General features: G+C 61.9%; 27 protein-coding genes and 1 tRNA gene. 8 read left to right on the forward strand and 20 right to left on the reverse strand.

Annotated elements, in window-relative coordinates; all coding sequences use genetic code 11:
- Positions 1–50: 50 nt before the first annotated feature.
- The 9 genes from ASE59_RS02745 to ASE59_RS02785 form a co-directional block, all read right to left on the reverse strand.
- Entirely contained in the window at positions 51–617 is a 567-nt protein-coding gene (locus ASE59_RS02745; RefSeq protein ID WP_056451708.1) for an RNA polymerase sigma factor, read from the reverse strand.
- Complete coding sequence (locus ASE59_RS02750; protein ID WP_056451710.1) at positions 614–1,057, reverse strand: periplasmic heavy metal sensor; 444 nt, start codon at positions 1,055–1,057, stop codon at positions 614–616. The genes ASE59_RS02745 and ASE59_RS02750 overlap by 4 nt, the downstream gene beginning before the upstream one ends.
- Positions 1,054–1,320, reverse strand: coding sequence for a hypothetical protein (locus ASE59_RS02755; protein ID WP_156359839.1), 267 nt, complete (start codon positions 1,318–1,320; stop codon positions 1,054–1,056). Before ASE59_RS02755 ends, ASE59_RS02750 begins: the two co-directional genes overlap by 4 nt.
- Before the next feature lie 119 nt (positions 1,321–1,439).
- Positions 1,440–1,513 (reverse strand) — tRNA-Cys (locus ASE59_RS02760).
- 94 nt (positions 1,514–1,607) lie between these two features.
- Positions 1,608–2,624, reverse strand: a complete 1,017-nt coding sequence (locus ASE59_RS02765; RefSeq protein WP_056451714.1) for a tyrosine-type recombinase/integrase — start codon at positions 2,622–2,624, stop codon at positions 1,608–1,610.
- On the reverse strand, positions 2,617–2,877 hold the full coding sequence (locus tag ASE59_RS02770; protein ID WP_156359840.1) for a helix-turn-helix domain-containing protein: 261 nt from the start codon (positions 2,875–2,877) through the stop codon (positions 2,617–2,619). Before ASE59_RS02770 ends, ASE59_RS02765 begins: the two co-directional genes overlap by 8 nt.
- Positions 2,877–3,608 carry a hypothetical protein gene (locus ASE59_RS02775; RefSeq protein ID WP_056451718.1) on the reverse strand — a complete coding sequence of 244 codons (732 nt, stop codon included), beginning with the start codon at positions 3,606–3,608 and terminating at the stop codon, positions 2,877–2,879. Before ASE59_RS02775 ends, ASE59_RS02770 begins: the two co-directional genes overlap by 1 nt.
- Positions 3,605–4,195, reverse strand: coding sequence for a hypothetical protein (locus tag ASE59_RS02780; protein WP_056451720.1), 591 nt, complete (start codon positions 4,193–4,195; stop codon positions 3,605–3,607). The genes ASE59_RS02775 and ASE59_RS02780 overlap by 4 nt, the downstream gene beginning before the upstream one ends.
- Positions 4,192–4,569 (reverse strand): hypothetical protein, encoded by a 378-nt coding sequence (locus ASE59_RS02785; RefSeq protein ID WP_056451722.1) that lies wholly within the window; start codon positions 4,567–4,569, stop codon positions 4,192–4,194. The genes ASE59_RS02780 and ASE59_RS02785 overlap by 4 nt, the downstream gene beginning before the upstream one ends.
- 305 nt (positions 4,570–4,874) lie before the next feature.
- Here ASE59_RS02785 and ASE59_RS18955 point away from each other — a divergent pair, with 305 nt between their 5' ends.
- The 4 genes from ASE59_RS18955 to ASE59_RS19445 all read left to right on the forward strand — a co-directional run bounded on the left by ASE59_RS18955 (position 4,875) and on the right by ASE59_RS19445 (position 8,105).
- Complete coding sequence (locus ASE59_RS18955; protein WP_156359841.1) at positions 4,875–5,585, forward strand: DUF4145 domain-containing protein; 711 nt, start codon at positions 4,875–4,877, stop codon at positions 5,583–5,585.
- Positions 5,586–5,693: 108 nt separating this feature from the next.
- Positions 5,694–6,554 (forward strand): hypothetical protein, encoded by an 861-nt coding sequence (locus ASE59_RS19440; RefSeq protein WP_156359842.1) that lies wholly within the window; start codon positions 5,694–5,696, stop codon positions 6,552–6,554.
- Positions 6,555–6,566: 12 nt separating this feature from the next.
- The gene (locus ASE59_RS02790) at positions 6,567–7,601 is read left to right on the forward strand and encodes a hypothetical protein (protein WP_156359843.1); all 1,035 of its coding nucleotides are present in this window, start codon (positions 6,567–6,569) and stop codon (positions 7,599–7,601) included.
- Between the two features lie 30 nt (positions 7,602–7,631).
- The gene (locus ASE59_RS19445; RefSeq protein ID WP_156359844.1) at positions 7,632–8,105 is read left to right on the forward strand and encodes a hypothetical protein; all 474 of its coding nucleotides are present in this window, start codon (positions 7,632–7,634) and stop codon (positions 8,103–8,105) included.
- A 620-nt stretch (positions 8,106–8,725) separates the two neighbouring features.
- Here ASE59_RS19445 and ASE59_RS02795 read toward each other — a convergent pair.
- From ASE59_RS02795 to ASE59_RS02840, 11 genes are all read right to left on the reverse strand, one after another.
- Positions 8,726–9,862 carry an acyltransferase family protein gene (locus ASE59_RS02795; RefSeq protein WP_056451726.1) on the reverse strand — a complete coding sequence of 379 codons (1,137 nt, stop codon included), beginning with the start codon at positions 9,860–9,862 and terminating at the stop codon, positions 8,726–8,728.
- 298 nt (positions 9,863–10,160) lie between these two features.
- Positions 10,161–11,459 carry a hypothetical protein gene (locus ASE59_RS02800; RefSeq protein WP_156359845.1) on the reverse strand — a complete coding sequence of 433 codons (1,299 nt, stop codon included), beginning with the start codon at positions 11,457–11,459 and terminating at the stop codon, positions 10,161–10,163.
- A 474-nt stretch (positions 11,460–11,933) separates the two neighbouring features.
- Positions 11,934–12,812, reverse strand: a complete 879-nt coding sequence (locus tag ASE59_RS02805; RefSeq protein WP_056451730.1) for a S49 family peptidase — start codon at positions 12,810–12,812, stop codon at positions 11,934–11,936.
- A complete protein-coding gene (locus tag ASE59_RS02810) occupies positions 12,809–13,348 on the reverse strand; it encodes an HK97 family phage prohead protease (protein ID WP_082458036.1) in 540 nt (179 codons plus the stop codon). Before ASE59_RS02810 ends, ASE59_RS02805 begins: the two co-directional genes overlap by 4 nt.
- The gene (locus tag ASE59_RS02815) at positions 13,345–14,004 is read right to left on the reverse strand and encodes a hypothetical protein (RefSeq protein ID WP_156359846.1); all 660 of its coding nucleotides are present in this window, start codon (positions 14,002–14,004) and stop codon (positions 13,345–13,347) included. The genes ASE59_RS02810 and ASE59_RS02815 overlap by 4 nt, the downstream gene beginning before the upstream one ends.
- An 84-nt stretch (positions 14,005–14,088) precedes the next feature.
- Positions 14,089–14,550 (reverse strand): hypothetical protein, encoded by a 462-nt coding sequence (locus ASE59_RS02820; protein WP_056451736.1) that lies wholly within the window; start codon positions 14,548–14,550, stop codon positions 14,089–14,091.
- Positions 14,547–14,849, reverse strand: a complete 303-nt coding sequence (locus tag ASE59_RS02825; RefSeq protein WP_056451738.1) for a hypothetical protein — start codon at positions 14,847–14,849, stop codon at positions 14,547–14,549. The genes ASE59_RS02820 and ASE59_RS02825 overlap by 4 nt, the downstream gene beginning before the upstream one ends.
- Positions 14,850–15,521: 672 nt before the next feature.
- Entirely contained in the window at positions 15,522–18,074 is a 2,553-nt protein-coding gene (locus ASE59_RS02830) for a phage/plasmid primase, P4 family (protein WP_056451740.1), read from the reverse strand.
- Positions 18,071–18,301: a hypothetical protein gene (locus tag ASE59_RS02835; RefSeq protein WP_056451742.1), complete on the reverse strand. Its 231-nt coding sequence runs from the start codon at positions 18,299–18,301 to the stop codon at positions 18,071–18,073. Before ASE59_RS02835 ends, ASE59_RS02830 begins: the two co-directional genes overlap by 4 nt.
- Positions 18,302–18,754: 453 nt before the next feature.
- Positions 18,755–18,883 (reverse strand): hypothetical protein, encoded by a 129-nt coding sequence (locus tag ASE59_RS20870; RefSeq protein WP_268795251.1) that lies wholly within the window; start codon positions 18,881–18,883, stop codon positions 18,755–18,757.
- Positions 18,884–18,951: 68 nt separating this feature from the next.
- Entirely contained in the window at positions 18,952–19,914 is a 963-nt protein-coding gene (locus ASE59_RS02840; RefSeq protein WP_162235262.1) for an acyltransferase family protein, read from the reverse strand.
- A gap of 456 nt (positions 19,915–20,370) precedes the next feature.
- On the opposite strand from ASE59_RS02840, the gene ASE59_RS02845 reads away from it, so the two are divergent.
- Genes ASE59_RS02845 through ASE59_RS02860 form a run of 4 tightly spaced genes read left to right on the forward strand, consistent with a single transcriptional unit; the run spans position 20,371 to position 25,941 of the window.
- A complete protein-coding gene (locus ASE59_RS02845; protein WP_056451746.1) occupies positions 20,371–21,042 on the forward strand; it encodes a protein-L-isoaspartate O-methyltransferase family protein in 672 nt (223 codons plus the stop codon).
- Positions 21,043–21,049: 7 nt separating this feature from the next.
- Positions 21,050–22,621 (forward strand): TolC family outer membrane protein, encoded by a 1,572-nt coding sequence (locus ASE59_RS02850; protein WP_056451748.1) that lies wholly within the window; start codon positions 21,050–21,052, stop codon positions 22,619–22,621.
- A gap of 20 nt (positions 22,622–22,641) precedes the next feature.
- Complete coding sequence (locus ASE59_RS02855) at positions 22,642–23,220, forward strand: DUF2497 domain-containing protein (protein ID WP_235515617.1); 579 nt, start codon at positions 22,642–22,644, stop codon at positions 23,218–23,220.
- 45 nt (positions 23,221–23,265) lie between these two features.
- Positions 23,266–25,941, forward strand: coding sequence for a valine--tRNA ligase (locus ASE59_RS02860; protein WP_056451752.1), 2,676 nt, complete (start codon positions 23,266–23,268; stop codon positions 25,939–25,941).
- Positions 25,942–25,957: the final 16 nt, after the last annotated feature.

Genomic DNA, 25,957 nt, shown 5'->3' on the forward strand with positions numbered 1-25,957 from the left:
CAAACATCCTTGTCATTCGTCCGGCTATACGCAGCGCGGGACGCTTCCCCTCAACCGTTCAGCATGTCGGTCAGTCGGGCGCGGGCGCGACGGATACGGGTCTCGACCGCCTTGGTCGAGATGCCCAGCAGCGCGGCGGCATCGGACTGGCGCATCCCCTCGACGGTGCAGAGCAGCAGCGGTTCGCGCAGGGTTGCCGGCAGTCGCGCGAGCGCGGCGCGCAGCCGGGCGGTTTCCTGCCGCTGTTCGGCCGCCTGCACCTGATCGGGGTCGACGGCGGCCAGCGTGTCGGCGAGGTCGTAGATCGTCCGCGCACCGAAGAAGAAGCGCCGCAACGCCCGCCGTCGCGCGAGGTCGCGACATTTGTTGAGCGCGATCGTCGCCAGCCATGCCGACATCGGCCGCGCCGCGTCATAGCGGCCAAGCGCACGATAGGCCGACAGGAATGTCTCCTGCACCAGATCCAGCGCCTCATCCGGGTCGGCTACGCTGTTGAGGATCAGGCGATAGACCCGGCTGCGATGCCGCTGCATCAGCGTGGCGAAGGCGGCCTCGCTGCCGGCGAGCGCCCGTGCCGCCAGTGCGCCGTCATCGGGTCCGACATCGGCAGGGGTCACTGGGCGGGATGGGTGAGCGCGCGTGTCACCGCCCGGTCGAAGGCCGGGGTCTGTTCGGGCCGAAGCAGCCGCCGCATCGCGAAGACATGCGCCAGCGTAGCCTTTTGCAACGTGCCCATCGTCCGGTGCGACGCATCGACGGCGGCGGCGACACGCGGGCCGTCATCCTGTTCGGCCGCGATTGCCTGTGCCAGCCGGGCATTGTCGGCCCGCATCTGCGCCTGCAACGCCGCCCGCCGCGTCGCATAGCGCTCCTCCAGCGCATCGAGCGCCCGCGTCTGTTCGTCGGTGAGTTGTACGTGATCGTGCAGCAGCGCGTGCAGTTCGCCGCCATGCCCGGTGCCGTGGCTGCCACCGATCGTGCGACCGGCCAGCACACCGGCCAGCGCCGCGACGAAGGCGACGATGGCAACCAGAATGGTCCAGCGCGTCCGGCTCATCGCCCGGCCAACAGGGTCGACGGTGCCAGCGCCAATTCGTCGGCAAAGGTCGCCGCCGGCTGCGGGCGCGGGGCGGGGTCGGCGGCGATCCATCCCATCGTCAACGCACCGACCGCAGCAAGCGCCGCCAGCCGAACCCCGGCGGCACGCGCCGCGCCATCGGCACGCACGCGCGCGAAGACCGCCGGTGCCAGCGCATCCATGCGGGGGTCGTCGGCGACGTGCGAGAGGCGGCGCAGCGATCGCTCGAGTTCGTCGGTCATGGCATCCATCCCATGGTTACATGGGAATGCTACGCAGCACGGCGGGTCAACCCTCTACCGGGTGGCGGATCATGCGGAAATTTCAGGGGCAACCGATTCGGGCGGCGCTTGCCGACCCTTGGAGGCGCGACCGGGAATCGAACCCGGGTGCAAGGATTTGCAGTCCTCTGCGTCACCACTCCGCCATCGCGCCTCGATACGGTGGGAGGCGCGCAAATGCTGTTGTTTTGATGCCCCGTCAACCCGCGAGTGGTTCGAGTTCGCAATTTTCTTAGGCGAGTTCGCAATCACTGACCGTTCGCTTCCAATTTCTGGATGGCGCGCTGCGCGGCTTTCCGCTGCGCAATGTACTTCATCGCCATCTGATACGTTTGGTGACCGAGGATCGCGGCGATCTCGGAAACGGTGCATCCGGCCTCCTCAAGCCGAGCCGCCGCCGCGTAGCGAAGGCCATGCATCGTGCGGTGCGGCATGTCCGGTACAAGCTTCACCGCCCTTGCCAGTGCCTGCGCCAGACTTCCCGGCTTATAGGCCCGATGCTCGATACTCGTCGCAATCACGACGCCCTTCCGGTCCGAAGCCCGGATCGACGAAAGGTACGCCTGCAATTTGGGATGACACGGGATATCGAGCCATTCGCCGGTCTTCTGCTGTCTAACCCGTATCGTTGCCCCCCGGAACTGGGTCCAGGTGGCAACCACGACGTCCGATGCGCGCTGACCGGTGTACAAAGCGATCATCACCGGAGTGACGACGTGCGTTGGTCCGAGTGCGAGAAACAGTTCAATTTCTTCATCGGACCAAGGGATGTACGGCGTCGGCTTACGCTGGAGCTTTTTTAGGCCTTCCGCAGGATTAAACCCGGCAGCGACATGCTCTTCCTCGTCGGCCCACGTGTACAATCGGCTCATCATTGATTTAAGTTTATCGGCCTTGCGCGGCGTGGAGGCGTAGCTGTCCCGAACCAGCTTCAGCATTTTGCGAGTGGTCAATTCATAGGGCTGATCGCCAAGATCGCGCTCGATGATCGAAAGCGACAGTTCGTAGCTGTCGCGGGTCGAACCCTTCAACATCGCGAATTCGGGACTTTTTCGGTACTGCTGAACCAGCCAAGCAAAGGTCGAACGCGCCGGCGCGAGCTTCACTCCATCCTGAACCTTGGCGAGCAATTCGGCGTACTTTGCGTGCCACTGGGCATCGCCGGGCGCGCCCGGTATCCGGACGCTGGTACCGACCAGAGGATGCCGGAAGTAGTAATACTTCCCCTTTTTCAGGTCGACATGCTTCGGGAGGTTCCTAGCCACGCTTGAACCTCTTCATGAACGTAGCTTCGACCTCGCTTGCGGCACGGTCCCGATCGATCTTGTCGACCGGCTTACCTGCCAACTGGTCGGCGTACAGATCCAGCGAAGTGCGATCGAACAGAACGCGTCGGCCGATATTAACTGGTACGATGCCGAGCGATCGGAACGTGTTCGGTGATACGCCCAAGTAGCGGGCAGCCTCTTCGACACAGAAAAAACGCGGAGGGTAAGCGTATGTCGTGAGGTTCGCCATTATGCTGCCCCCTCGTCAATACTCTCCGGCGGCAAGTCACGAAGCATTTGAGCGGCGACAACTTCCCAATCTGGTTCCGGCGGCGCCCTGTCACCCAAAACCGCGAGATGGCACATGTGACGAACACGAGCGTCGATCATGTTCAGCAGAACGATTTTCGCGCTAACCCGGCCACGGTGGAACAGTGCGTTGTACAATTCGGAGTGAGCAAACTTGCCCTGCGGATTGACCGCGAAGATTCGGCAAGGCCACTCCCCCTTATCGGCGGGGTCGGTACCCATCGTCAGGTACGTCAAATACGGCGACGGGAATAAGCCGCCAGCTTCACGACGCGCGAGCGCGCCGACCTGACCCTCCACGACGCCGCTACGCATCCAAAAGTTAGCGGCCTTGAACGCGTCGGCCGGTAGCGTTCCGAGCCGCACCAGTTCGCTCGTGACCGCCAAAACCAGCACGCTGCGAAGCGTCAACCGGTTTGGCAGTCCTTGTGACGGCGAACGCCCATCATCTTCCGATAGATGCACATGCTTCCGTTGGAACCACGATTTTACCGTGGGGATCGGCATGTCGCAGACCTTGTAGACCAAAGCCATGTTGAAGAGCGGCACGTCTTCCGGAATTTCCCACATAACCCGTTTCCTTCTGGACAGCGTCCAGTCTGGATGCGCCCGCATCTCTTTCATGTCAAGACAGGACGCGAGATTTTCGGTTTGGCACACATTCTGCGTCATGTGCCCAACCGTTCAGCGTCTGACCTGATGGCCTTCACGACAGGCCCTGTGTCGTACAAGAACTCATCGAGGCCATCGGTCAGCAGACGCAATTTAAGGCAGAGCGCCGCCATGTGGGGGGCGGGCGTCTCCAACAGCGTTCGCAGCGCAGCGTCAGCGGCAATATCAAGCTGATCATTCTCTTGATCGATCCGACTGTAACCAGTCCTCCGGTCAAATTCCGCGTATGCCTGATCATATGCCTGCATTTCGGCGCGCGCTTGCTTCCAACCCTTTGTTTGCCGGTAAACGCTTTCGGTATTTAGCAATTCCGCGCGCGTGAAACGGTGCAGGACTGGCAGGCCAGCCTTGTCCGTGCCGACCTGATAATATTCATACGCCTTTGAACTCGGCACGTGCCGTTCCAACGGGGCCAGTGTGGCGCGATAGAACCGCTCTGCTTTCTGCTTCGTGATCTCGTAGTGCATCAGCACTCGGTCCCAATGCGCCGTGTCCGGCGTAGCGCCTGCGGCTACGGCGGGGAGGGTAGCAATCGGCGCTACAGCGATGGCACCCAAGAGCGCCCGGCGAGCGACGGGAGCGTTCATGAGCGCCTCCCAGCGTAAGACGTGAACGTGCCCGGCCGCGCCGGCAGGAAGGTTCGCAGATACCGACGCATGCGCACTCGATTGCCGAGATATTCCAGTTCCAGACGGAGGGCGTCGGATGCCGCCTCGTCGCCATCCATGTTGGTCCACAACATCGGCTCACCCTTGTCACTCGGACCAACCATGTTGCCGAGCCGATACCAGCGTTCGAGCCATGCCGCCGGATCGAACGGCGTTGTCCAAGGTGTTGGGGTAAGTGCGAGCACGGGAACGAGCGCCATCTTTCCCAGAACGTCGCGTCGGGTACTCTTGGCGGAAAGATCGTTTTCAAGTGACGCACGGGGGGCGTCGGCGCTAAAGGCGCGATCAGCCATGATCGATCTCCATCGGATCGGTTGCGGTTAGAGCCGGTTCAAGGTTGCCTCCTTGTCCCGGCTCGCCTTTTCCAATATCGTTATTCCATGAACAGGGCAATAGACGATATTGGAAAACCCAAACGTGGTCGTCCGCAAACGAACGCGACACCTGTTATGGTCCGTTTGCAACCGGACCTTCTCCGCGCTCTCGATACGTGGATCGCCGCTCAATCGGCGCAACCATCGCGACCAGAAGCAATCCGTCACCTCCTAACGCAAGCCCTGCGTTCGGTTGTTGAAACAGCTGACAGAATCGAGAGCGTATGACTGCAACCTTCTTTGCTGACTGCCCCCGTTGCAATACGGTCAAAGCGACATTTGACGCCTCCTCCGCTGTTGAAATTCCCGGCCGTCCAGATTCGTTCAGCACTTTCGGTGCATGCCGCAATTGCAGAAGGGCTTCCATTTTCAACTTATTCAATAAGTATAATTCCAAATCTCCGATGGATAAGGCGTTCACTAATAATAGTCTGAACGATGGATTCGGAATTTCGCTTTCGAAACCTGTATTCAGCGGAGTTGCGGCCTGCCCGGAATATGTACCAGAAGATATCGAACGAGTTTTTCGAGAAGCAGGTACGTGCTTCTCCGTTGGAGCGTTCGATGCTAGTGGTGCTATGTCTCGCAAGGTTTTGGACGCTTCCACACGCACACTGGTGAACGTAGAGCCGCAATCCGTCGACAAAGATCATGCCGATTATATTTCTTGGAAGCAGTTTAAGGACTTACGGCTCCGTTTGGACTGGCTTTTTGAACGCAATAAGTTGCCTAATTCCCTAAAAGAACTCGCTTCGTGTGTTCATCAGGACGGCAACGATGCCGCACATTCGCTCGAAACTATAGGCCGAGAATCCGCTCTAGACTTGCAAGATTTTACAATATCGATCTTGGAAACCCTTTACACCGTTCCCGGTCGAGTTGCCGCCAATATTCAACGCCGAGAACAGCGACGGGCGACCGGGGGACCGACGTGACGGGACGGCTGCAACCTTCCAAATCAGCCGCGCTAGATGCGTCGATCGCTAGTCAAACTGCTCCGCCGCTTCGCCCGGAAGCGATCCACATACTATTGAGTGCGCAGCATGGTTGACGATATCGCGGATCGAAAAGGCCTCACGTTTGCACAGGCCGAGGGCGTTCATACGCTGCCCCAGCAACTAGCACTTCGGGAAATATCTCCCCAATGTACAGCTTTACTCTGGGCGATTGTTTATGAATCGTTTGAGAAAAGCTTAGGGCATGACTCGATGTATGGCGGGGAGCCGTGGGTAGTTGATCCGTGGCTATCCATACTTAGGGCTTGGCATGTAACGCGAGAGCATAGGCTCCTTGACGAATTTACATCGAAGGAAAGCATTAGATTACCCCAGCTGAAGAAAATCATTACGTCTTCGGACTATATCGTCGTATTTGATTTCCTACAGTATGTTATACAGCACCCAAAGTGCCCATTTGGGCTTCAAGAAAGTATCGCGGTAGCTTTGACTACATGCAGGGCAGCATACCGGATCATCGATTACATGATAGTACCAATAGCCTCAGACGAAGAAGCTTTAGCGCTTAAAGCTGCATTGAAGGTAGCAGAAACCGCTAAGCCGCGTGGCCCGTATCATCATCTAAAGCTCGCGGCTGCACACCTCACTGCTGGGGCAATGGCTGACAGCGTGCGAGAGAGCATCAGCGCCGTAGAAGGGGCTGCAAAGTCGATCGAACCCTCGGCAGACACGCTTGGCCCGGCACTTCACAAACTGAAATCGTCGATTGACCTCAACCCCGCCATGTCGAGCGCGTTTGCAAAACTGTATGGCTGGACAAGCGATGCTAAAGGTATCCGGCACGCCAACGTTTTCGAAGGTACAGCCGACGTTACCGAGCGAGACGCTATGTTCATGTTTGGAGCATGCGCATCGTTCGTCTCATATCTGCTGAGCGCTACAAAATAATTCGCCGGCAAGATGTCTACTTCACGCACGATACAAACGGTATTTCGTAGCGCAAGCTCTTTATGGTCGCGCGTAAGGCGTGCCCGTGGCGATCGATCAAAGGATATCACAGGGAACGCGACCTTAGGCGCGACGGAGCCTGCCGAACCGGAACTAGGTATCGAGACGGTAGAATTTCTGGGCGATCTCGCTAGCGACTCCTTCAAACGGCAAATCGAACTGGACGAATCGATCTGGCGTTCGCTGCCGTTCTTTGCCGCGACGTTCGCCTTCGTAGCGACCGTAATCGGCCGATCGGCAACGGACTCGCCGCAATGGGGATGGTCGCCTTACCCCATCGCTACAGCGGTAATGCTAGGCCTTTCGGTCGCCGGCCTTGCATGGTCGCTTAGGTGGTTCTGGATCGTCCTGAAGCCGCGCGAGTACGAATACCCGTCATCTGACGCACAGGTTCAGCAGTATGGACGCGATATGCTGTCGTATCATGCCGCCAGCGGCGTAACGGAAAGCGACCTCGACGCCCGCACCGTCCGCGAGCTACGCCTGTTCATGATGGAGCAGTATGGCAATGCCGCCGCTGCCAACCTCGTCCACAATGCTACCAAGCTGAAGGCCCGGTCAAAAACGCTGTTCTTCATGCTCACTGCCTTTGTCCTCGCATTCGCCTGCGAAGCGACTATATTTTTGCATAGGCAGTTCGGCGAAACGTCGGCTGTCGAGGGAAGCAGGACGGATGAAAGCGAAAACACAGAGCGGCATCCTGACGGGCAAACGCAGCCCGGCAAATCAATCGCCTCCACGCCCGACGCCGCCCCGGCCGCAGTTAGTCAAGGAAGGCGCGAGTTTTTGGGGCGCAAGTTCGCGACCGGAAATCAGGAGCAAGCCGTGACGCGGGATAGGCCGAACACCTCGACACCGAAGCCCGGTAGCGCTGCCCCGATGCGGCCGACGCCACCTTCCCCGATTGTGGTAATGAAGGATCGGGCAGTCGATCTGGGCAACACCAAAACCCAGCCCAAGCCGACGACCAAACCTGACCACCGGTAAACGAATAACTGTTAATCGGAAGGGCACGCGATGGCGGATACACCCGTTTTCTTGGATAGCGCGGCGGGAGAGGTGGTTTCTGCAGATGATTTGCCGCTCGGCACGTTGGCTTTTTTAAGCAGTTATCCGCACCCCGTACTGGTTACTCTTGTCGCCAATATTAGATGTTTTATGCATCTGGGAGGTGAACTGGCGTTCCAGATATGGCCGGACGCCGAAGAGGTTGCCGCGTTGATTATTCCGGACTGGCGACTCGAAATTGACCCGCGATCGATAGTTGATAGCCATTCTATGCGCGCAGTTGAAGGGACCGCTTTCCGACAAGGGTCACGATCGGGAATATTTGGACTTTACGATACTCGACGCGCACTGAGAACGCATTTCCCAATCGATACGACCGGCGACAGTTCGCCGCTAAACGGCTCTACTAAAAGAGTCTATTTTTCCCGATGGCGGATAATGGTTGCTACCGCCGACGGCGACCAAGTGCTGGTAGAGCATTAAGCCAAGGTCAGCCGCTCTATTCGTTACAGCTGCAAACAAGAACTCGCGCCTGCTGTCCCCGAACATTACCCGATTGGGCGCAACCATGAGCCCTTGACCCCCAGTTCGAAACAGCCGCGATCCATTGTTCGCGTGGTCGTTTCGATGAGTGGCCACAACGTCAGAATACGAGCGGTACGGGCTGGTAGCGCCAATCCCATAACCGCCGGCAGGGGAAAGAACCCAATAAGCGCCTTCCAATGTCATTTTCGCACGCCACGACCTAGCCAGCCAATACCTTCAACGCCACGACCAGCAGTTTCTTCGCAAGCTGGATGGCTGTCATGGTGTGGAATCCTCGCGGGACGCAATTAGCGCCGCGCATCATCCACACCGGGTCCAGCGGGGTTTACCGCCGTTGGAGCGTTACGTACCCGCGATCAGGAGCGATGAACCGACCGATGTTTTGCCGGTTATAGACCCATGCTGAATTTATACCGCCGCGCTTGCTCTTCGGTCGACGCACTGCTGACGGCTTGGCTGATCGATAGAAGTCCCGCCGCAAAACCCGGGCGGTGCCCCGGATGCGATGGCACCGATCTCTATAGCGGCGATGGCTTGTGCCAGTACTGCAACGCCATCTAGGCGGTCTTCAGATCGGCCGAGCCGGTCGCAACGGACGGAGTAGCGCCTAACTTCATGCGCTTGCCCCACGCGATAACGGGCATCTCGACGTAGCAGTACATGAACGCCGCGCAAGCGACGACCAAGCCGTACGTTGCGAGCAAAGCAGCGAACATTCCTGAGCGACCCAATTGCGAGGCGTACGGCACAAGAAGCGTACCCGCCACGAAAAGCACGATCGGCATGTGAAGGACGTATAGTCCATATGAGCGCGTGCCGAGCCAAACGAACGGCTTGAAACACAGAACTGCGTTCAATGCGTCCGCGATCTTTGAGCGGCCGGCGTAGCCCGCTGCAAGATAGACGGCGAACCACATGAATAGCGGTGGCGCACGATGGTTCAGCAGGATTAGGGCAAGCATCACAGGAGCAATGACTGCCAACACCTTCCAGACTGAAATTTTGGGCAACCGAGACCATGCCAAACCGCAGAAGATACCGAGAGCGAACAGCGGCAATCGCAATGGCAAGAAGGACGGCACGCCTGCCGTCCACCACGGCCCGGTGACAGAACGAAGGACAAGGATCGAGGCTAACACCGGAACTGCAATCTTCCAGCGACCCGGCTTCCGAACGTCCACCGTCCAGAGAACTAAAGGTGCTACCAGATAGAACTGCCATTCGAGGCTGATTGACCAGAGCGGACCCGAGAAAACTAGGGCCGACATGGGCAGTGCCTCGTCCGGCACCGCGCCATGCAGCATGGTCAGGTGCACCGCGATATTCTGCCAAAAATTGTCGTCTACCAACGCCGCTCGTTCAATGAAGCCGGACTTCTCGGCTGCGCCGAACAGGCTATCGCCGATCACGGGCGCATAGAACGCTTGCGTCATGATGCCCAACACGAGCGCGACCAGGTACAGCGGATAAAGGCGCAGAAACCGGCGGAAAATATAGCTGGTGTACGACTCAGGCCGCTTCAGCAGCATGATAGTGATGACGTAGCCGGACAGGATGACGAATAGGTCAACTGCGAGCCCGCCTTCCGCCACGAAGCGCATCGGCCGCTCAACGATCAGCAGAATATGGCTAAGAAATACCCAGAAAGACGCGGCAAAACGCAGCGTCTCGAACTGCCCTATGTGATTCTTCATATCGACCCCCCGGTAGATGGGAGGCGCGGTACCATACGAACGGAATAAAATACTATAGGATTCATATACCGCCTGAACTGTCGTAGCGGTGGCTATGACCCGTTTCAGTATGCTATGCGCGAACCATGCTCGCGCTCTTTCATCGCATCACGGAATGGGTTGACGCTTTCTGGGAGCGAATGCTTGACCGTGAATGGTTCGCCCCCGAAGGCCCGAAGCGCGATCGGTGCCCCGAATGCGGGGGCACCGATTACTTCGACGGGTACGGCACGTGCCAAGAATGCGACGACCTCTGACTTCACCCAGCCCAATTGAAGGTCTGGAACTCACCAATTTCTGCTACGAAATCGACGGCCGATGCACGAAGTAGGAACCGCACGACCACCGTTAGCGGACTGTCGACGTCAACATGAATCGGCAAGGTGCCTTCGAGCCAGAACTCGCGATCCTCGGTGTCCGCCGCGCCGTTGAACACCGAACCGCTGGTGAGCGTCGTACCGGTCGTGGTAACCACTTCATCCGTCGACAAGTCAGTACGCGCCGGGGCGAATGCCACGCTCCGCGCGCCGGTCGTGTTGCTGCCCCCTTCTAGCGCCGCATAGAACATGTACGGGTTCTGCGTCGCCGGGATGCGGACCTTACAACGCCAATTGACGCGCTCGCCGGCGGTGGCGGCGAACCCATCAGACCGCATTTCTATGCTGGCGCCGCTCGAGCCAATATACGACATGCCGCTGAACGCGAGCCGCTGATAGGGCTTGCCGCCGTTCGTGACCCGGCTCGCTACAGTCGTGATCGCGCTACCGGCGGCAGCCAATGTGAAGCCCGAATAGACCTCGCCAGTCGCAGGACCGAGCGCGCCTCCGGAACCAGCCATTGCGGGAATCTTGTTCTCACTTGCCGGCGTCGGGAACGTCTTGGCAACGACAAATGGCGCAACAGCTGCCTCATAGGCTTTGCTCGCGCGTCGCCCGCCGCGGCTAGAGATGTGTTGCCCATCATTCCGAACCGCGTCCGAGTAAGGTTCAACATTCAAACCGCTGCCGGTCGACGGGTCATGCATAAACACGGGTAGATCGACAATCACAAGATCCGTGGCCGCCGCGACAAGCTGGTCGATGTATGCGTTGATGTCGACGATCTTCTGGCGGTTGGCGCTACCCTTTTCCCAACCCGACGTGGATGACGTGCGGAACCAAAGCTTGTTCAGGAATATCTTACTGAAGCCCTTCGACCGAGCGTTAGCGATATCACGATCAAGTGCCGCCTTGTGCTCCGACAAGCTGCGGCTGATGCCGTTCCGGCCCAACTCATAGTTCAACCATCGCTTCGCAGCCGGCACGCCGGCCAAGCGGGTGGCGAGGTATTCGATCTGCGCGGGCCACGCATCAAAGTCGAGACCTCCGATCGCGGCGTTGTCGCCGTAGTACAGCTTAGTGTTAGACGTGTCGAAGTCGTTGATGACCTGAACGCGATACGGGCTGGTGGCGTTCAAGTTCGAAATCGGACCCGCAGCATTGTTACCGCCCCGAAGGATCGACGCAGTGTTCGTCGCATAGTTGTTGTGCGCGATCGTGCTTGGGCCAACCATACCCATACGCGGGTAGTCAATGGCACCCGAGGTCGGCGTCGGTTCCGGCGTCGGAGTACCAGTCCCCGCAGCCGTCGTAACTGTGAACGTGCGAGGCAAACCCCCAATTATCGCAATAGCGCTCGTAGCCGCACTATTACTTGCAGATGACGTAACGCGGAGCCTTAGCGTATCCCCGTCTCTGACGGTGGTAGTCGCGGTTGAATAGGCCGCGCCGTTCTTAGAATATTCACCACCAACTATAGTAAGCGTTGCTCCACTGCCAACTCGTTGAAGCGTTACGATGTTACTTTCAAAAACCGTCGACAACGCAGCGCCTTCAACAGGCAGAAAGTCGTTTCGATTGCCACCCACGACTGCGCGGGCAACGCCATTCGGAACGGCCATTGGTACACCGGCCGGTCCCGCCGGCATCGACACGAAAGAGATCATATGGTTTTCCTTGCCAAGTTAGTTGCAGGTGAAAGGCGGCTGTTCGAGTCAATCGCCAATTAGCGCGGCGGCAGTGGCTGCTTGGCGGCGACGAAGTTCGAGCCTGCTGCTTGAGCCGCTTTGCCGGCCAACGATGTCAGCGAGGGACGCAATGCCGTCGATCGCCCCCAGGGCGAGCGCTCGGTGTGCCGAGAAGGTCTTTCCGGTGCCGTGAACCGCCGCCACGTCGCGCAGAGACATGCCACGGCCCCGCGCAATGGCTTTCGCGAACCGCCGATTGGCTGTGTCGACACCGGTCTGTATTTCCGCACGATCTTCCGCCGACAACGGCGCATACGGGTGCGCACTGATCTTGTCGGCATGCGACGCGATCAGGGTCGTTTTCATCCCGATCTTGTCTTCGAACCCCGACCGATCGACGTGGCCCGACCGGACGCCGACAGAGCCGACCTCGCCCGACTTCGTCACGTAAAATCGGCTCGCTTGGGTCGCCAGCCAGTAGGCAGCGGAGAAGCAATAGGGTTCAGCTACGGCAATGACCGGCTTGGACTGTCGCGCCGCGTAGATCGCATCCCCGGCCTCTTCGCAGCCCCAAACCGTACCGCCGGGACTGCGAATGGCAAGAACGATCGTACCTACCTTGGCATCGGCCGCACCGCGCCGCACACCGTCCGCGATCTGTTCGTAGGAGGTGCCGCCCGCGTACATGCCAGAGGGCGCAAGCACACCGTTGATAGGAACGACGAAGGTAGCACCTTCCTGCGTCGCAACCGGTTGGCTTGGCGCGGACCGGCCGACGACGAACTTGCCGAACAACTGGTGAAGCATGTCCGGGATGGCGGCAAAGGATGACGTTTCGGTCAGCACGCCATGCAACGCGGTCGGATGCATCGCCCATAGCGACACGGCGCTGATCGGATCGTTCATGCGGCGATCCCCAACGCACGATGCGCCGCCCGCCCGCGATGCCAACCCGGTAGCAGGCTCGCTGCAACCGGAGAGAGCGCGTCGATCGCGTTGCCCGAATGCCAACAGACCGCGCCCGGACAGGCACCGCTCGGGCATATGCTAATTTCGCGCAGCACGGCGCTGCCGATATCGTCCAGTTCGCTGCCGCCATGCCGAGCGGTTGCGCGCTCAAGGCATGTGAAGCCGGCGGAACACTGATCGTACGTCCCCCGCGCGATGCCGCAAACCAGATCGTAGGCTGTTTCCGGCGGCGTGAAAGCGAACGCCAAGCCGTACGCATCCGCCCATATGTCGAGGTCGATATCCTTACCGGTGCCGACTACCTGCGTTCCCCGGTGCATGAACTGGACAGACACGCGGGCCGGATCGTAGATGAAACAATCGCGGTTATACCGCCCCGGCCTTGCAAGGTGCGGCGCATTCGGACGCCCAATCACACCCGTCACCACGTCCCACTGGGCGACGTAACCGTGAATACCAGCGCGCCAGCTCACTTGCCGTACTCGGTCGCACGACGCTCGATATCGGCCACCATCTCGTTGCCACGGATGAGCCGCCCCCCAGCGAAATTGGGGAGGCGGTCATCGTAGCCGGCCTGTGTAACCAGCGTGCGGCAGGCCTCCTCGCGATCGAACGCCTCGCGCAACAGTCCGATGGCGGCGGCAATCGAACGTACGGCGTCACGGTGCGCAGCTTCCATCGCAGCGGCGGCATCGATCGACCGTTCCGACTTAATGTCTGCTACGACTTCATCCTGCCGGCGAAGGGCTTGCGCGTAGCCCTTTAGTTTCTGCCGCAGTCGGGCAACTTGGCTGTTGAGTTCTTCGAACCCCTCGAATGCTTCATGTGGACGACCCTCCAGAATAGCGCGAGCTTGCCGCTCGGTTTCGTCGTCCTGTCGCCCGGCCATCCCAACAGCGATCGAGGTGACCGCCTTGTTGAGTTCCTTCTCGATATCGGTGCGTTCCAGAGCGATAGCACGCCGTTTGGCCGAAGCGTCCGCGTAATCCGCGAAACTAGCCAGCGGCGTGATCGCAGGCAGTTGGTAGGTTGCCCACCGTGCGGCCATCTGCTGACCTTCGCGCACGATCGCTCTGGTAAGGATCGGCGAGTCAGCGTCGATATCGGTAGTCGGCTTGGTGCTGTTCACGGCATTGTGTCCTTGTTGTTTCGAAAGCTGATCGGCGGTTGCGCTGGCAGCGAAAAGCAAGGTTCCGCTGCCAATTTCGACAGGTCAGGAGGTCAGGATAAGGCGGAGCGTCCGCATGCTCGGCACGGTCGCGGGCAAACGAACGACGTGGAACAGGAACTCGCGTGGCATGCCTCGGTAGCTGTCCGGCATGTCCTCCAGCGCCACGTCCAGTCGCGCCGCGCGTCGCCAATACGCTTCGGCGGCGGTCGCTATCTCCCGCGCCTGTGCGCTGGCGCAGCGATCTGGATAATGTCGGAGGGCCATGCGGCGCAGAAGATCGTCGCGCGCAGCTATCCGTTCGACGGTCAGGGCAGACCGACGACCGGTTGTCGCCTTCAAACCCAGCGCAAGCACGGGGTCGCGCCCGTGGAGGATCGATCCAAGGGCGTCCGCTACATTGGTGGAGGAAATATCCCCGGCTTTCAGCAGCACTTCACGCGCGCGGCGCAAGTCACCGACCGTTGGTTGGACGCCCACAACGGAGACGCGGTTCGATACGATCATCGTTCGGGCGCTCCCGGCGTCATGGCATCGAACAGCCCCGGCAGCGTCGTCTGGGACGGCGCAGTATCCGCCGCCGCCTGTTCGGCCGCGAGGCGAAGGCGACGACGTTCGTTTCGGCCATCGCGCCAATGCTCGCGAACGAAGGTCGCAGCGGCATCGAGGTCGAGGACGAACGGCTTGCCGTACCGGCCGCGTTGAATGATCGGGAAGTCATCGCGTGCGGCGATCAGGCGCGCGAGCGACGGAACGCTCGGCATGCCCTCGATCTGGGCAAGGTCCGACAGCGTGCCGACCTTCACAGCCCGAACCCGACATGAGTAAATTTATTCGTCGGAACGAACGCGCGCAGGCCAACACCGGGAAGCGGCGTAGCAGGCCCGCAGGAAGGCGCTGGGAAGGCCCGTAGCGATCGACCGCAAGCCGAAGGTCCGTTTGACGCCCCGGAACCGCCAACGACGCCTAGCGGGGCTGTTTCAGCGACATCGGCCCCTGAAAATCCGCCCCGTGAGAAAAAAACCCCTACGTGCGAACGGATGCGGTCTAGGCCGTGGCCCCCTCTGTCAGAATTAACCCCCCCCGGGGGGGTGCCGCGTCCACTGCCGATCGCGCGCGCTCCGACGCTGGATCGTCCGTCGCACCGGCTGGGGCCAGCGACACACAGCAGGAACGAAGAGGTCGAGACGCGTAGAAGGGCCAAACCCTTGCACGAAACGCCCAACCCTTGCGTAACCCTTGCACGTTCCCGAAGCGCTAAGCGCTTGTAAAAGAACGAGAGGGGTTTGGAATGTGCAAGGGTTGCAAGGGTTGCAAGGGTTTTGTGTAACCCAACGCGCATGCGCAGCCGCGCACGCGCACGCATGTACGTGAGACAGGGGTGCACGAAACCGTTGCAACCCTTGCAAGACCGCAGAAAACTGCGGTGCAACCCTTGCACGAACCCTTGCGTAACCCTTGCACAAACCCTTGCAAGGCTATGGACATGGCAAGTCATCATCATCTCCGTAGGGGGGCGCGGGGGACCAGTTGCGATCATCGGCCGGCGCATCGTCGGCGAAGTCGTCGGGCGTCCGCGTCATCGTCAGATCGATCCAGCGCATGCCGTGGCTTTCCACCTTGCGGTGGCCACGATCGCTCATCGCCTTGCTGAACCCGGTCTGCGTCCATTCGCGTTCGCCGGCCGCGCGCGCCCATGCGATGAACAGGGCGTAGAGCAGCGACGACTTGACGCGCTCGCCCTTGGCCTCGGCCGTACAGGTCGCGAGGAAGCGCCCCAGCGGGTCGCTCTCATCGCGATAGTCAGCCGTCGCGCCGCGAACGATCGCCGGTATCTGAAGGCCATGCAGCCGCCAGTCGATCAGGCCGTCGAGCAACCGGTTCAGGATACCGCTCGCCTCGCGCCGCATTTTCTCGACTAGCTGCCGGTCCTTCTCCGCGTCAGGTATCTGAACGTTCCACGGCACCAACATCACGCGCCGCCAGATGCCGTCATCGACGCCACTGATTGATGGCCGGTGATTGCCCGATATCGTCATCTTGAATGCCGGGTTCAGGTCGAACGGATCGCGCATCAGCCGGCGTACGGGGATAGGCTCCCCGCCCGTGGCGAGCTTGATAAGTGCCTCGGCCAGCTTCGCGCCCTTCTCCGGTTCGGAGGTCCGAAGCATGCGCACCCCGACCAGCGCCGCGAGGTCCGGCGAAGCGTCGGAGCCTTTTCGCTTCCGGCCCTGATCGAGGAACGTCTCGATCGGCACCGTTCCCGAATAGTCGCCCGCGATCGTCGCCCATGTGTCGACCAGCGTCGATTTGCCGTTCGCGCCCTTGCCGTGGTGAAACACCAGCTTCTGTTCGCCAACGTCGCCGGTCAGCGACAACCCGCCCCACTGGTGGAGGAACCGCCGCATATCGTCCTCGGGCTGAACCCGCGCGATGAACCGGTCATAGATCGGGCAGTCGGCACCAGGTCGAAACTCGACAGGCATCAATCGCGTGATGAGGTCCGCCGGATCATGCGGCCGAAGGTGCAGCCGCGCCCACGGGTCCGGCGCGTCACGATCGTAGGTCAGTTCCAGCGTGCCGTTCAGCACGTTGATGAGGAACGGGTTGCGGTCGAGTTGTTCGGGCTGGACCGTCAGCCCGGCACCGGTCAGATTCTTGGCGATGCCGGCGATACAGCCGAGCCGGTTGGCGCTTTCGGATGCACGCGCCCATGCCAGCAGCTTGTCGGACAGCAGAACTTCCGTGCCGTCGCGTTTGGTGTCCACCAGATCGTCAAGCGCGCCGACCTCGCCCAGATCGCGCCGGCCGCTCTCCCGCATGACGCGCGATTCGTCGCGGATCGCGCGGACGGTATCGTGAACCATGCCACCGATCAGCGCATCAGCACCGTCGAGCACGAACCGTCGCCCGTCATAGGCAACCCAGCCCATCTTATCCACGTAGCGGATGCGATCCCCATACCGCGCCGCCAAGCGCTCGGCGTTCCCCAAGTCCGTCATAGGGAAGAGGCAGAGGTCGGCGTGGAGAGTATCGTCACACGGAGCGTGCAAGGGTTGTCGCCCCGCCGCCTTGCCCCCGCGCAGCGAGCGCGAAGGGGATCGTTCAGTGACCTTCGACAGATCGCGCGGTACGGCCAGTCCTGCCGCCCATCCGCTATCGATGGTCGCGATGATCGCCTGTTCGTCATCGTTGCCGGGATTGGCGAGCGCCGCCGCCGTCACCGCGCTACGGGCATGGGCTTCCCCGATCGCATCGGCCGCGACCAGTTGCGCCACGGAGAAGGCACCACGGTTCAGCGCGTTCTGCCGGCCGCCGCTCGGCGCTTTCCGAATTGCGGCACATTCGTTGTCGAGCGCCGCCAAGGCATAGCGATCGATCGCGCTACCTTCCACCTTCGCCGCCGGCTTGGACGAACCACGCGGCTTTGCACCCTTGCCGGCTTGCAGAACGCGGATCAGCGAGGCCGGCGCATCTGCGACCGGCACATCGGTAGCGCCGCGCAACCACCGGTAGCTGCGACCGTCGCTGGTCGCGCTCGGCGGCACGATGACGTACCCACCTTCGCCACGCACATCGATATGCTCGGGAAGGTTGCCGCGATTGCGGATCGCAGCGCCATCCGCCGGTTGCTTCAGGTACAGATGCACGCCGCCGCTCGGCGTGCGCACCGCCAGCGAGGCCGGCAGCGCCGCCCCGATCTGGTCCTGCAATTCGCCTTTCAGCCGATCGAGGGTCCACTCTTCCCCCGTGTCATCATCGACACGCGGATCGAAGTCGAGGACGAACAGGCCGTTGCCGCCCATGGCGACACCGATCATCGCGTTCGGCCACCGCATCCACCACGCGGTTATCTGTTCGGCGTCGGTGCTGGCCTTTTTAAGCCCGCCCGTTCCCTTGATCGACTTGCCGGCCGCATCCTTGTCGGTTGGGACCAACGGTTTCTTGTCGCGGGGCGAACACGGGAAGACCGGCCAACCGTCCTCCGCATACTTCAGCGCTGCCCGCAGTAGCGGGTTCACGGCGATCACAGCAGCACTTCCAGTCCGAAGTGATCGCCACCCCGGCACAGTTCGATGCCCGGCTTGTTGCTGAACCGAATCTCACCATCCGGCGACAGGGTTCGCAGCCGCGCGAACGCATAGCGCCGCGCCGCATGCAGCCGCATGGGATCGGAAGGCCGGTAGCGACGATCGATGCGCAGGAACGGGAAGAGCGTCAGGACGACGAACCGTTCAGGACACCGCGTCAGCGGCATCTCGGTAAGCTGTACCGTTGGCGACGTGCACGACCATGCCCGGTAACCCCGGAGTTCGGGTCCGACCGGCCAACCGTCCGAGCGTTCGGCGTATCGGCTTGCCATATGGTTTTCGAGCCGAGCCAGCCCGGTAAGGTTTGCCGCATCAGCTAGAGTACTCACCGGTCGACCCCGGCGGGTATTTCAGAAGCGGTCGGACGCGAGCCAACGTGGCGAAATACCACGCTTCCGACACGGACAAACCGCCACGAATTTAGGGTTGCTGCGCGACCCGAAAGTTCGCAATCGCTCTGTAAGTCATTGAAATTGTATGAGGCGAAAAGGGGGGCAAATTTGCGAACTACGTCGGATTTCCGACGATTCGGGGTGGTTTTGCAGTCCTCTGCGTCACCACTCCGCCATCGCGCCTCGATACGGTGGGAGGCGGGCATTTGCGGGGGATTGCGCGCGGCGTCAACCCGGCTTGGCAAAAAGATTGCCCGCCTGCGGAACGCGAAATTTCTCCTCGCCAGCGGCGGATACCTTCACCCCGCCGCCGTCGTTGCTCTCCGCCAGTTTCTTTGCAAGCTGGATAGTTGTCATGGTGTGGAACCCTCGCAGACAGCAAATCGCGCCGCGTATCATCCACCCATGGTCGAGGTTTGCCGCCGCTAGATAGCTGCCGGCGGACGTCTGAACCTTGAACCCTGAAACTTCGGTGCCGAGAACAGCCACTGAACTGCGACGCTTTTCTCGGATGCGACTGAGAAAATCATGCCGACAGCCAGCGCGACGAATATGCTCAGCACCGCCAGCACGCCAGAATGCTCCAGTCCAAGCTGCGTACCCAGCACGTCGAACAGGTATATCGCAGGAAAGTGGCTGACGTAAAATTTGAGAGAGTTTTGCCCCACGTAATTCGGAAGCTGCGCCCATGGTTTGTCGGCGACCTTACGCGACAAGTAGCAAGCACCGACAATGAACGCGAACACCACCGGAACCGCCATCGGCTGCGATTTCAGGTCGAAATAGGCGGCTGCGATGCCGCCAAGGATCGCGATCAGCACCGCTACGAGCGATGTACGCTTGTCGACGAACGTCAGGAATGCGTCCCAATGGCGAGCGACGAAAGCGCCAAGGAAAAAGTAGCTCATCAGATAGAACATTCGCGACTGGACCTGAATGCCCTTCGACGCGAATAGAGCAGCAACGGCGACAACGAACGCTACTACTGCAATCGCCAACGGATTCACGCGCTTCACAAAGTAGGCAAATCCGTAGAACAGTCCGATGAAGAACAAGAACCATAGGTAGCTACCTGCGTTCAGCAGGCTGACGATCGCTTGAATGCTGCTCACATCGCGGGAAAATACCAGAGCGGTGACGCCAGACCACACGAGGTAGGGCCACAAGACGCTACGAATCTTGCCTGTGAAATAGGTGACAGTGTCTTTTTTAAGAGACTGCGGAAGTAGCAGGCCCGACAGGAACATGAGCGTCGGCATCCGGTACAGTGCGAAGAACTCGGTAGCATCTTTCAGCCACATCGGCGGCATAAGATCGACCCGACTTAACATCTTTGTCGAGTGGAACGCGATGACCAGCAGGATCGCAAAGCCGCGCAGAAAGTCCATCCACGAATGTCGGGAACGCGTGCTCGCGGCCGCTACCTGCGTAACTTTCATTTTGGCCGCCCCCCGGCAATCGCCACACACCATGGCGGCGGGTGTCGATAGCACGGGTCGGCAACGCGCGTAAGATGCCCCTTCGTGCTGCGATGTTGCGCAATGATACGGCGGGACTGGCCGAGCTACTGGTCACCCGACGCATTGCCTTCGACATGCCGGCTGTTCGACAGCGACGGCGGACCCTATCATTTCGATTACGGCCATCTGACGTTCGCCGCCTCACAAGAGGTCGTGCAACGCCTGCCGGACGTCTCTAGGCAATAACGCGCGGCATGAGGGGCGCGGGGCGGCACAAATTATACGCCAACCCGTCCTTGGCGAGTGCCGCAGGGCGCGATAGACAGCGCGTCGCGATGCGATGTGTATTGCGTGGCTAAAACAGTTGTGCGACAGGATTGCACCATGACCGATTCGAACCAGACCCGACCCGATTTCGAAGCGATGCGCCACGCGATGGTCGTCAGCCAGCTTCGCACCAGCGCCGTCAGCGATCCGCGCGTCGTCGATGCGATGGGCGACGTACCGCGCGAGGCATTCGTGCCGGCCGCGCAAGCCGCGCTCGCCTATCGCGATGCGCCGTTGCCGCTGGGGGGCGGCCGCGCGATCAATCCGCCGCTGATCACCGGCCGGCTGCTGGTCGCCGCCGATATTCGTCCGACCGACCGCGTGCTGCTGGTCGGTGCGGCGATGGGCTATGCGGCGGCGGTGCTGGCGCGACTGGCCGGGTCGGTCGTTGCCCTGGAGGAAGATGCCGCCCTTGCCAGCGCGGCGCGCGACGCGATTGCGGACGCGAAGGTGACCGTGGTCGAAGGGCCGCTTAAGGCCGGCTGGGCCGCAGGTGCGCCCTATGACGTCATCATCATCGACGGCGCGGTCGAGGAACTGTCCGAAGCGATCGCCGATCAACTGGCCCCCGGCGGGCGGCTGGCGACCGGTCTGGTCGATCGCGGCGTGACCCGGCTGGCGCTCGGCCGTCGCAGCGAAGGCGGGTTCGGGGTGGTGGATTTCGCCGACCTCGAATGTGTCGTCCTACCGGGCTTTGCCAAGCCCAAGACGTTTCAGTTCGCAAGGTAAGAAAAATATGCGGGGGGGGAAGTTCATCGGCGGGGTTGCGGCGCTGGCGTTGCTGGCCTCCCCCGCCAGTGCGGAGACGTTGCGGGAGGCGCTGGCGCGAGCCTATGCGACCAATCCGCAGCTGACGCAGGCGCGCGCCAACCAGCGTGCCGCCGACGAAACGGTGCCGATCGCGCGGTCGCAGGGGCTGCCGCAGATCGTCACGCAGGGACAGGTCATCGAAAACGTCCTGACCCCGGCCAGCCGCGGCTTTGCGCAGGCGCCGCGCGTCGGCAACGCGCAGCTGAACGTCAGCCAGTCGCTCTATGCCGGCGGATCGGTGCGCAACGGCGTGCGGGCCGCCGATGCGCGGGTCGATGCGGGCCGCGCGAACCTGCGCAGTACCGAAGCGAACGTCTTCACGCTGGTCGTCGCCGCCTATAACGACGTGATCCGCGACGAAGCGATCGTGCGGCTGAACCAGCAGAACGTCCGCGTGCTGGAGGTCAATCTTCAGGCATCGCAGGACCGGTTCCAGGTCGGCGACCTGACCCGCACCGACGTCGCCCAGTCCGAGGCGCGGCTGGCATCGGCACAGGCGCAGTTGCGCAATGCCGAAGCGTCGCTGATCCGCAGCCGCGAGAATTATGTCGCGACGACCGGTTCGCCGGCGGGAACGCTCGATGCGCCGCCGGCACTGCCCAACCTGCCCGCCGATCCGAACGGCGCGGTCGGGGTGGCGGTGTCGAACAACCCCGCACTAATCGCGGCACGGCGCAGCAGCGATGCCGCCGGGTTCGACGTACGCGTCGCCCGCGCCAACCGGTTGCCCTCGGTCAGCGCGGTGGCGGGGGGCAGCTATACCAGCTTCCTGGGGTCGGCGCAGTCGGTCGACGGCATCGTGCTGCAACAGGATGGCGGACAGGCGCAGGCTGGGCTGCAGTTCAACCTGCCGCTGTTCCAGAGCGGACGGCCGAGCGCGCAGATCCGCCGGGCGCAAGCCTTGGAAGGTGCCGCGATCGAGCAGGTGACGCAGGTCGAACGGTCGGTGGTGTCGGACGCGCGCTCCGCCTTTGCCGCGTGGCAGTCGGCGCTGCGCGTCATCGAATCGTCGGAAGTGCAGGTGCAGGCCAACCGCCTGTCGCTGGAGGGCGTACGCGCCGAAAACAGCGTCGGCACGCGCACCATTCTCGACATATTGAACGCCGAGCAGGAATTGCTCAATTCGCAGGTGCAGTTGGTGTCGGCACGGCGTGACGCCTATGTCGCCGGTTTCGCGCTGCTGGCGGCGATGGGCCGGGCGGAGGCGCGCGACCTGGGACTGGACGGCGGGGCGCTGTACGATCCGATCGCGAATTATGAACGGGTGCGCAACCGCATCTGGGACTGGAGCGACGATCCCGCGCCGGTGCCGGTCGCGCCGAGCACGGTCAACACCCCGGCACAGACGCCGGTGGTGACCCGCGAACTCGATCCCGCATTGCAGCGGACGCCCAATCCCTATACGCCGACACAGGGTATAGATGCGCCAAATCGGCAGGGTGGAGCACCGCGCGCAACGCAAGGCGTTGACACACCGCGGATCAACCCCGAAGGCTAAGCGTTCAAGGGGCGGGACAGATGAGGGTTGCGATGGGCGATATCAGCAACGAAACGTCGATGGAGGACATCCTGTCCTCGATCAAGCGGATCATCGCCGAAGAGGGCGAGGGATCGGCCCAGGCGTTGCGCGGGCGCAAGTCCATCCGGACGGCGCAGGCGCGCGACCCGGACGATCGCGACGAAATTCTGGAATTGAACCAGAGCGTTGCCGCACCACCGCCCCCGCCGCGCATGGAGCAGCAGCGGGTGGAACAGCCCCGTCCCGAGGCACCGCGCATGGAAGCGCCCCGCGTCGAACGCCCTCGCGCATTGGAAACGCATTCGGAGGACGAGGCGGAACCGATGCCGACCACTCCCACACCGGGCAAGATCGATGCGTCGATCGTGTCGGATCGTGCCGCCGAGGCGAGTCGCGGCGCGCTGGACCAATTGTCGCGGATGCTGGTGAAGCCCGAAACCCCCGGTGCCGATTCGCTCGAAGGGATGGTGCGCGAGATGCTGCGCCCGATGTTGCGCGAATGGCTGGACGCGAAGCTGCCGGGCATCGTCGAGACGATGGTCGCGCGCGAGATCGCCCGGATCAGCGGACGCGAATAACCCGCTCTCTTGCAACGCCGCCGCATCCGCGCCATGCGGCGGTGCATGAGCGAACTGCCCAAGACCTTCGACCCCGCCGCTATCGAAGCGCGCTGGTATGCCCATTGGGAACAGGACGGCCTGTTCCGGCCCGAGCGTCCGAACGCGACGCCGTGGACGATCGTCAACCCGCCGCCCAACGTGACGGGCAGCCTGCATATCGGCCACGCGCTCGACAATACGTTGCAGGACATTCTGGTCCGCCATGCCCGGTTGCAGGGCAAGGACGCGCGCTGGGTCGTCGGCACCGACCATGCCGGCATCGCGACGCAGATGGTCGTCGAACGGCAGATGAATGCGGCTGGGCAGAAGCGCACCGACTTTTCGCGCGATGAATTCATTGCAAAGGTCTGGGACTGGAAGGCGGAAAGCGGCGGCCAGATCACCGGCCAGCTGCGGCGGCTTGGCTGTTCGATGGATTGGGCGAACGAACGCTTCACCATGGACGACGGCTTTTCGAAGGCCGTGCTCAAGGTTTTTGTCGAGCTGCACCGCCAGGGCCTGCTCTATCGCGACAAACGGTTGGTCAATTGGGATCCGGGCTTGGGCACGGCGATCAGCGACCTCGAAGTCGAAACGCGCGAGGTCCGGGGCAGCTTCTGGCGGCTGCGCTATCCGTTGGCCGACGGGTCGGGCTTTATCGAGGTCGCGACGACGCGGCCCGAAACGATGCTGGCGGATATGGCGGTCGCGGTGCATCCGGAGGACGCCCGCTATACCGCGCTGATCGGCAAGCAGGTCCGCCTGCCGATTACCGGTCGTCTCATCCCGATCGTGGCCGACGAACATGCCGACCCCGAACTGGGTTCGGGCGCGGTGAAGATCACGCCGGGCCACGACTTCAACGATTTCGAGGTCGGCCGGCGGGCGGGCATCGAGGCGCGCGACATGCTCAACATGCTCGATGCCAGGGCACGCGTCGTGCAGACCTCCGATGGGCTGATCCCCGATGCGTTTCTCTGCCTGTCGAGTGCCGAGGCGCGCAAGGCGGTCGTCGCGCGGCTCAAGGACGAAGGTGTCCTGATCCCCCATGTCGACAAGGACGGTGCCGAACACGACGCCGAACCGCGCACGATCCAGACGCCTTATGGCGATCGGTCGGGCGTGGTCATCGAACCGTGGCTGACCGACCAATGGTATGTCGACGCCGCGACGCTAGCGAAACCGGCGATCGAGGCGGTGCGATCGGGCACGGTAAAGATTGTGCCCAAGTCGTGGGAAAAGACCTACTACAACTGGATGGAAAACATCCAGCCATGGTGCGTGTCGCGCCAGCTGTGGTGGGGGCATCGCATCCCGGCATGGTTCACCGATGATGGCCGGGTGTTCGTCGCCGAGACCTATGAAGAAGCGCAGACGCAAGCGGGGGCGGGCGTCGCGCTGAAGCAGGACGAGGACGTCCTCGACACCTGGTTCTCCTCGGCGCTGTGGCCGTTCGCGACCCTTGGCTGGCCCGAAAACACCGACCCGACGCTCGGCGGGCGCTACAGCAACGACGTGCTGATTTCGGGCTTCGACATCCTGTTCTTCTGGGACGCGCGGATGTTGATGCAGGGCATCCACTTCATGAAGGAGGTGCCGTTCAAGACGCTGTACCTCCACGGTCTGGTCCGCGCCGCCGATGGCGCCAAGATGTCGAAATCGAAGGGCAATACCGTCGATCCGCTGGGGCTGATCGATCGCTATGGCGCCGATGCGCTGCGCTTCTTCATGGCGGCGATGGAGAGCCAGGGCCGCGACATCAAGATGGATGAGAAGCGGGTCGAGGGCTATCGCAACTTCGCGACGAAGCTGTGGAACGCGACCCGGTTTGCGCAGGCTAATGGCATCGGCGCGTCGGCGACGATCGAGCCGCCCAAGGCCGAACTGGCGGTCAATCGCTGGATCATCGCCGAGACGATCGAGACGGTGCAGGCACTCGACCTCGCGCTGGCCGATCTGCGCTTCGACGGTGCGGCAAACACCATCTATCAGTTCACTTGGAGCCGGTTCTGCGACTGGTATCTCGAACTCATCAAGCCGGTGTTGCAGGGCGGCGCCGAAGGCGGTGAGGAAACGCGCGCGGTCGCGGGATGGGTGCTCGACCAGATATTGGTGATGCTGCACCCGTTCATGCCGTTTATCACCGAGGAATTGTGGCATGCGCTGGGCGAGCGGTCGGACGACCTGATCGTCGCGCGCTGGCCGATGGCCGATGCGCGGGCGATCGATCCGGCGGCGCGGGCGGAAATCGACTGGCTGGTCCGGCTGGTCAGCGAAATCCGCGCGGCGCGGACTGAGCTGAACGTGCCGCCGGGCGCGCGGCTGCCGTTGCATGTCCGCGATGCGTCTGGGGAAACCGTCGAACGGCTGGCTCGGCAGGGCGCGGTGCTGGCGCGACTGGCGCGCGTCGATGCCGTTGCCGGTGACGCGCCGGCGGGTGGGGCGTTGCAGATCGTGGTGGACGAAGCGACCTTCGTCCTGCCGCTGGGCGAGGTCATCGATCTCGACGCCGAGCGCGCTCGGCTGACCAAGGCGATCGCGGTGGCGGAGAAGGAACGCGATGCGCTGGCCGGGCGGCTCGGCAATGCGAGCTTCGTCGAGCGCGCGAAGCCCGAAGCGGTCGAGAAGGCGCGGGCGGACCATAACGATAAGATGGCCGAAGCGGCGCGGCTGCATGCGGCATTAGGACGGTTGGGGTAGGCTGTTTCGTCATTCC

Origin of the sequence: Sphingomonas sp. Leaf10 (genome assembly GCF_001421245.1) — a bacterium.
In the GTDB taxonomy this organism is placed as follows: domain Bacteria; phylum Pseudomonadota; class Alphaproteobacteria; order Sphingomonadales; family Sphingomonadaceae; genus Sphingomonas.

Excerpts from the sequence above, each read along its gene's own strand:
- ASE59_RS02855 (WP_235515617.1), top strand. The coding sequence starts at position 22,642 with ATGAGGGTTGCGATGGGCGATATCAGCAACGAAACGTCGATGGAGGAC.
- ASE59_RS02820 (WP_056451736.1), bottom strand. The coding sequence starts at position 14,550 with ATGATCGTATCGAACCGCGTCTCCGTTGTGGGCGTCCAACCAACGGTC.
- ASE59_RS02795 (WP_056451726.1), bottom strand. The coding sequence starts at position 9,862 with ATGAAGAATCACATAGGGCAGTTCGAGACGCTGCGTTTTGCCGCGTCT.
- ASE59_RS02805 (WP_056451730.1), bottom strand. The coding sequence starts at position 12,812 with ATGAACGATCCGATCAGCGCCGTGTCGCTATGGGCGATGCATCCGACC.
- ASE59_RS02785 (WP_056451722.1), bottom strand. The coding sequence starts at position 4,569 with ATGGCTGATCGCGCCTTTAGCGCCGACGCCCCCCGTGCGTCACTTGAA.
- ASE59_RS19440 (WP_156359842.1), top strand. The coding sequence starts at position 5,694 with ATGGTTGACGATATCGCGGATCGAAAAGGCCTCACGTTTGCACAGGCC.
- ASE59_RS18955 (WP_156359841.1), top strand. The coding sequence starts at position 4,875 with ATGACTGCAACCTTCTTTGCTGACTGCCCCCGTTGCAATACGGTCAAA.
- ASE59_RS02775 (WP_056451718.1), bottom strand. The coding sequence starts at position 3,608 with ATGACGCAGAATGTGTGCCAAACCGAAAATCTCGCGTCCTGTCTTGAC.
- ASE59_RS02790 (WP_156359843.1), top strand. The coding sequence starts at position 6,567 with ATGTCTACTTCACGCACGATACAAACGGTATTTCGTAGCGCAAGCTCT.
- ASE59_RS02835 (WP_056451742.1), bottom strand. The coding sequence starts at position 18,301 with ATGCCGCTGACGCGGTGTCCTGAACGGTTCGTCGTCCTGACGCTCTTC.
- ASE59_RS02780 (WP_056451720.1), bottom strand. The coding sequence starts at position 4,195 with ATGAACGCTCCCGTCGCTCGCCGGGCGCTCTTGGGTGCCATCGCTGTA.
- ASE59_RS20870 (WP_268795251.1), bottom strand. The coding sequence starts at position 18,883 with ATGACAACTATCCAGCTTGCAAAGAAACTGGCGGAGAGCAACGACGGC.
- ASE59_RS02840 (WP_162235262.1), bottom strand. The coding sequence starts at position 19,914 with ATGGACTTTCTGCGCGGCTTTGCGATCCTGCTGGTCATCGCGTTCCAC.
- ASE59_RS02800 (WP_156359845.1), bottom strand. The coding sequence starts at position 11,459 with ATGGGTATGGTTGGCCCAAGCACGATCGCGCACAACAACTATGCGACG.
- ASE59_RS19445 (WP_156359844.1), top strand. The coding sequence starts at position 7,632 with ATGGCGGATACACCCGTTTTCTTGGATAGCGCGGCGGGAGAGGTGGTT.
- ASE59_RS02860 (WP_056451752.1), top strand. The coding sequence starts at position 23,266 with ATGAGCGAACTGCCCAAGACCTTCGACCCCGCCGCTATCGAAGCGCGC.
- ASE59_RS02770 (WP_156359840.1), bottom strand. The coding sequence starts at position 2,877 with ATGGCGAACCTCACGACATACGCTTACCCTCCGCGTTTTTTCTGTGTC.
- ASE59_RS02850 (WP_056451748.1), top strand. The coding sequence starts at position 21,050 with ATGCGGGGGGGGAAGTTCATCGGCGGGGTTGCGGCGCTGGCGTTGCTG.
- ASE59_RS02845 (WP_056451746.1), top strand. The coding sequence starts at position 20,371 with ATGACCGATTCGAACCAGACCCGACCCGATTTCGAAGCGATGCGCCAC.
- ASE59_RS02750 (WP_056451710.1), bottom strand. The coding sequence starts at position 1,057 with ATGAGCCGGACGCGCTGGACCATTCTGGTTGCCATCGTCGCCTTCGTC.
- ASE59_RS02755 (WP_156359839.1), bottom strand. The coding sequence starts at position 1,320 with ATGACCGACGAACTCGAGCGATCGCTGCGCCGCCTCTCGCACGTCGCC.